The sequence below is a fragment of the Dietzia sp. DQ11-38-2 genome (genome assembly GCF_014145055.1).
Taxonomy (GTDB): domain Bacteria; phylum Actinomycetota; class Actinomycetes; order Mycobacteriales; family Mycobacteriaceae; genus Dietzia.
Map to the genome: position 1 here is coordinate 8,445 of NZ_JAALDW010000418.1, position 6,030 is coordinate 14,474.

The window sequence follows — 6,030 nt, forward strand, 5'->3', positions numbered from 1 at the left end:
GTCTCGGCGGCGCCCTCGCTCGGGATGCCGATCGCCCCGTCGGCCTCCGCGGCGGCGACGGCCTCCGGCTTGGTGTCGGTGGCGTACACCGTGGCCCCGGTCATGGCCCGGATGATCTGCACCGCCACCAGACCCAGGCCGCCCAGGCCGATGCAGAGTGCGGTCGCGCCCGGGGTGGTCAGGTCCGGCAGCACCCGCTTGATGGCGTGGTACGGGGTGAGGCCGGCGTCCGCCAGGGGAGCGGCGGCGACGGGGTCGGCATCGCCCAGCGGGATGAGGTTGCGCGCGTTGGTGGTCATGTACTCGGCCATGCCGCCGTCCCGGCCGAGCCCGGTGGCCAGGTACCCCACCGACGGCACGTCCTGGCAGTAGGTGTCCTGCCCCCGCGAACACGGCTTGCACCGACCGCACCCGATCGGCCCGTAGACCAGGAACGCCTCGCCCGTGTTCAGGCCGGTGACGCCGGGGCCGAGCTCCTCGATCCATCCGGAGACCTCGTGGCCCAGGGTGAACGGCGGGGTGAGGAAGCCGGTGGGGTCGCCGGGGAACTCATGGAACAGGCCCACATCGGAATGGCAGGCGCCCGAACCGGCCACCTTGAGCAGGACCTCGCCCGGGCCGGGGGTGGGTCTGTCGACGTCCTTGAATTGGGGGAAGGTCTTGAAGCCCTCGAACACGACTGCCTTCATGGCGGCGCTCCTCGCTGTGTCGCCGGAGGGCGCACCGGACGAGTGACGCCCACGTAGGCGATTCTACCGCCACCGTCCGGGGTCCGACAGACCTCAGAGGCGGTATTCTGCTCCCCCCTAGGGGGCTAGCCGATTCGGCGCGCAGGCTCGTACCATCTGGTCCGTTCCACGTTCCACCGGCGTGTTCTCCGGAGGTGGGTCTCATGCCAGTCGCCTCGTCGTCCGACAGCCCGGCCCCGTCGGAGGCCGGGCTGTCTTCCGGCGAGGCCGCGGACCGGCTTCGTGCCGACGGTCGGAACGCGCTTCCCACGTCGCGGCCTCGCTCGCCCCTGTTGGCGCTGGCCGCGCAGATGGTGAACTTCTTCGCTCTCATGCTCTGGGTCGCGGCCGCCCTGGCGTGGGTGGCGGACATGCCGGCTCTGTCCCTGGCGATAGGGGTCGTGGTGGTGGTCAACGGTCTCTTCGCGTTCGCGCAGCAGTACCGAGCCGATCGCGCCGCCGCTGCACTCGAGGACCTACTCCCGCCGCAGGTGCGGGTGGTGCGGGACGGGAAGGTGGTCCGGATCTCGGCCGAGCAGTTGGTGGTGGGAGACGCTGTTCAGCTCGAGGCGGGAGACCGGATCAGTGCCGATCTCCGGCTCGACACCGCGGTGGGTCTCGCCGTGGACGAGTCGCTGCTGACCGGAGAGAGCGCGGTCGTCCACCCGGATGCCGGGGACACCGCCTACGCGGGAACCTTCGTCGTCGAAGGGGCCGGTTCGGCGACGGTCACCGCCACCGGTACGCGAACCCGACTGGCTTCTGTCGCGGTGATGACGCACTCGGCAGCCCGGCCGACGAGCCCGCTGACCCGGCAGTTGCACCGCGTGGTCAGGATGGTGTCCCTGATCGCCGCCGGCACAGGGGTCGCCTCCTTCGTCGTCCTGGTCGCCCTCGGAACCGAGGCGTCCGAGGGCTTCCTGTTCGCGATCGGTGTCACGGTCGCGCTCGTTCCCGAGGGATTGTTACCCACGGTCACCCTTTCCCTGGCGCGCAGCGCCCAGGTGATGGCTCGGGACCGGGCACTGGTCAAGAGGCTCGAGGCGGTCGAGACCCTGGGGACGACGACCTACATATGCAGCGACAAGACCGGCACTCTGACCCAGAACCGGATGAGCGTGAGACGGGTGTGGACTCCCGCCGGCACCGTCACCGTGTCCGGAGAGGGCTACGCGCCCGAGGGAGAGGCGACGGGGGGAGCCTGCGCGATCCGAGCGGCCGCGCTCGCGACGGCATCGGCGGCGGCATGCGTCTCGGGTCGCCCGGAGCTCGTCGACGGCCGGTGGACCGCCCGGGGTGACCCGATGGAGGTGGCCCTGGTGGTGGCCCAGGCGCGTCTTGATGGGCAGCGCGAGCCCGTACGGCCAGAGCGTCGTCGGATACCGTTCGATCCGCGGGCCCGATGCTCGGGGGCGGTCGACGATGACTGGATCCACCTGCTCGGCGCGGCCGAATCGGTCCTGCCGCGGTGCTCGGGGTCCACCGTGGCGGCCGCACAGGAGGTGACGGCTGCGGGCGGCGAAGGTTTGCGGGTGGTGGCGGTCGCCCGAGCCGTTCGTCCGGAGACCGGGGAGGGGGAGCCTCTCCCCTGGGAATGCGACGGCATGGAGCTGCTCGGGCTGCTCTGCCTCGAGGACCCTCCCCGTGAGGGTGTGGCCGACGCGCTGGGTCAATGCCGCCGGGCCGGGGTCGCCGTGGCGATGCTCACCGGTGACCATCCCGACACCGCCGCTGCGATCGCCCGGCAGATCGGCCTGCTCGGCGCCGGGCCGGATGCCTCCGCACGGGTGATCGCGGGTGCCGATCTTCCCGTTGATGACGACGAGCTCGGAGAGCTGCTCGACACCGACGGGACGGTGGTCGCGCGGATCACCCCGGAGGACAAGCTGCGCGTCGCCAGGGCGTTGCAGAAGCGCGGCCACGTCGTGGCGATGACCGGTGACGGGGTCAACGACGGGCCTGCGTTACGGCAGGCCGATATCGGCGTGGCGATGGGAGCGGGCGGCACCGACGTCGCACGCGAGGCCGCCGATGTCGTGCTGCTCGACGACCACTTCGCCACTATCGTCCGCGCGGTGGAACTGGGCAGAGCGACGTGGTCCAACGTGAGGCGGTTCCTCACGTACCACCTCACCGACAACGTCGCCGAGCTCACACCTTTCGTCGTGTGGGCACTCAGTGGCGGCACGGTGCCCCTCGCTCTCGGCGTGTTGCAGATCCTCGCAGTGGACATCGGCACCGATCTGCTGCCCGCGCTCGCCCTGGGAGCGGAACCGGCCAGGCGCCAGGTGATGAAAGGGCCGCTGCGCACCGATTCGTTGCTGGACGGGCGAATCCTGCGACGGGTGTTCGGTGTGCTCGGTCCCACGGAGGCGCTGGTCGTCATGTCCGCATTTCTCGCGGTCCTCCTGATGGCCGGGTGGTCCCCGGGCGCCGCCGTCGACCCGGGCACACTGGCGGCGGCGTCAGGAGCAGCCTTCGCCGCCCTGGTACTGGGCCAGTTCGCCAACGCACTGGCGTGCCGTTCCGAATCCACGTGGTTCGGCGCGATCCCTCTCATGTCCAACACGCTCCTGCTGTGGGCTCAGGTATCGATGCTCGCCGCCCTCGCCGTCTTCCTGTTCGTGCCGCCGGTCCACCAGGTGTTGGGAGGAACGAATCCACCTCTCATCGGTTGGGTGGTGGCCGCGATCGCCATCCCTGCGGTGCTCACGGCTGACAGTCTCCACAAGTGGCGGCGTCGCCACGGGCGCGCCTGACACCGACCGGCGAGACCCCGGCACCGGGGAGCGCGCGGGTCGCCGGGGGCACCGGGGGGCGAGCTACACCCGTACTCGGTAGTCGACCGTTCCGGCGCTAGATGAAGGCGCACGGCGGTGCCACTATTGGACTCGTGGCCCGACACAGCGAGGGCGGGTCGGGGACCGAGCCGCCGACAGGTCAGTTGACTCTGGAGCAGGCGTCCGTCATGCCCGCGCCGGATGTGCTGACCGCGCTCGGGGTGCCCGGCTCCGGTCTGGACGAGGAGCGGGCCGCCGACCGATTGGCGGTCGACGGCCCCAACGTCCTTCCCGGAAGTCGGGCGACCTGGTGGAGAGTGCTCCTGCGGCAGTTCGCCAACCCCGTGTTGCTCCTTCTGCTCATCGCCGCGAGTCTGTCTTTCGCCACCGGGGATCAGGTCAACGCGCTGATCATCGGTGCCATCATGGCGGCCAGTACCGGGCTGGGGTTCGTCAACGAGTACCGCGCCGAGCGCACCGCCCAGGACCTGCATCGCCAGGTCAGTCACAGCGTGGTGGTGATCCGCGGTGGGCGGGATCGATCCGTCGACGTCAAGAAGCTCGTGGTCGGTGATCTGGTGCGGATCGGCCTGGGTTCGATCGTGCCGGCCGACGTGCGGGTGCTGGAGTGCAACGAGCTGGAAGCCGATGAGTCGGTGTTGACCGGCGAGGCTCTGCCGGTGTCCAAGTCCCCGGAGCCCGTGGAACCGGGCGCCGGTCTCGGGGAACTGAGATCGTGTCTGCTGATGGGCACGGTGGTCCGGCACGGGGACGCCGTCGCCGCGGTGGTCGCCACCGGTGAGGACGCCCAGTTCGGACGGATCGCGCAGGGATTGGGGGACCGGGCGCCGCGCACGGGTTTCGAGACGGGGCTGACGCGGTTCTCGATGATGCTGTTGTGGATCGGTCTGGCGCTGATGGTGGGGATCCTGGTGATCAACCTGCTGCTCCGGCGCCCGTTCCTCGACGCCCTGCTGTTCTCACTGGCGATCGCGGTGGGCATCACCCCGCAGTTGTTGCCGGCGGTGGTGAGCACCTCGCTGGCGGCGGGATCGCGACTGCTGGCGAAAGAGAAGGTGCTGGTCAAGCGATTGACGAGCATTGAGGACCTGGGCAACATGGACGTGCTGGTCACGGATAAGACAGGCACGCTCACCGAAGGACGGATCACCTTTCTCGAGTCCGTACCCGCCGGGCAGGACCAGACGGCCACGACGCGCCTGGGCGTGTTGTGCTGCGAGGCCGATCCTGCGGCCGGGGGTGCCGGGGCGGGGCAGAACGCCCTGGACGCCGCACTCTGGCGAGCAGTCGGGCCGGGGTCCGGGCACCCGGCCGAGGTGACCGGAACACGGAGGGTGGATCTCCGCCCCTTCGACCATGAATCGCTGACCTCCTCGGTGCTCGTGGACTTCGTGGACGGTCAGCGGTGGGAGATTCTCAAGGGAGCTCCCGAGGTGGTGGTGTCCAGGTGCTCTCCGGACGAGGACGAGGGGCGCGCCACGATGGGTGGGCTCTTCGAACAGGGCCTCCGAGTCGTCGCTGTGGCGGTGCGGCGGGCGGACGACGAGACCGAGCTCGCCTCGTCTCCGCCGTCCGGATTCCACCTGGCCGGGTTCCTGTGTTTTGTCGATCGGCCCAAACCCGACGCCGTCGACGCGCTTCGTGCCCTGGCCCACCTCGGGATCGGGGTGAAGGTCACCACCGGCGACAACGAGGTCGTCGCGGTCAAGGTGTGTCGGGACCTCGGGCTCACCGACGACGCCGGGGCCGTCCCGGTGCTGACCGGGCGCCAGGTCGAGGCGCTCGATGATCAGGCCCTGGGGGCCGCACTCGCCACGACGATCGTCTTCGCCCGGGTCTCCCCGACGCACAAGGCCCGGATCATCCGTCTGCTCCGCGCCCGGCACGCTGTCGGGTACCTCGGCGACGGGGTCAACGATGCCCTGGCCCTGCACGAGGCCGATGTCGGGATCTCGGTGGACACCGGCACCGACGTGGCCAAGGACTCGGCCGATGTGATCATGCTCGAGAAGGATCTAGGCACTCTGGCCCGTGGGGTCGTGAGCGGTCGGCGGATCTTCGCCAACACCATCAAGTACGTCCTCATGGGGACCTCGTCCAACTTCGGGAACATGTTCTCCGCCGCGGCGGCCAGCGCCTTTCTGACCTTCCTTCCGATGTTGCCCCAGCAGATCCTCCTCAACAACGTCCTCTACGACACCTCACAGCTGGCCATTCCCACCGACAGGGTCGACGAGGAGCAGTTGCGCAAGCCCTCCCACTGGGACCTGGGACAGATCCGACGGTTCATGCTCGTCTTCGGTCCGGCCTCCTCCCTCTTCGACTTCGCGACCTTCGCTCTGCTGCTGGGTGTCCTCCATGCCGGCCCGGACGAGTTCCGCACGGGTTGGTTCGTGGAGTCGCTGGCGACCCAGACCCTGATCGTCTTCGCCATCCGAACCCGGAGAGTCCCGTTCCTGCGCAGTCGTCCCTCGTGGCTGTTGACGGGGTCGGTCCTGGCG

General features: G+C 69.7%; 3 protein-coding genes. 2 read left to right on the forward strand and 1 reads right to left on the reverse strand.

The annotated features are described in order from the left end of the window. Positions 1-689 (reverse strand): alcohol dehydrogenase catalytic domain-containing protein (locus tag G6026_RS17480; RefSeq protein WP_241728086.1); only part of this gene is annotated, 689 nt, incomplete at its 3' end. 203 nt (positions 690-892) lie between these two features. On the opposite strand from G6026_RS17480, the gene G6026_RS13565 reads away from it, so the two are divergent. Together G6026_RS13565 and mgtA are read left to right on the forward strand one after the other, a co-directional pair. Continuing rightward, positions 893-3,487 (forward strand): cation-transporting P-type ATPase, encoded by a 2,595-nt coding sequence (locus tag G6026_RS13565; protein WP_182613473.1) that lies wholly within the window; start codon positions 893-895, stop codon positions 3,485-3,487. A 134-nt stretch (positions 3,488-3,621) separates the two neighbouring features. Then, on the forward strand, positions 3,622-6,030 hold a 2,409-nt coding region (gene mgtA / locus G6026_RS13570; protein WP_347238109.1), incomplete at its 3' end, for a magnesium-translocating P-type ATPase.

Excerpts from the sequence above, each read along its gene's own strand:
- G6026_RS13565 (WP_182613473.1), top strand. The coding sequence starts at position 893 with ATGCCAGTCGCCTCGTCGTCCGACAGCCCGGCCCCGTCGGAGGCCGGG.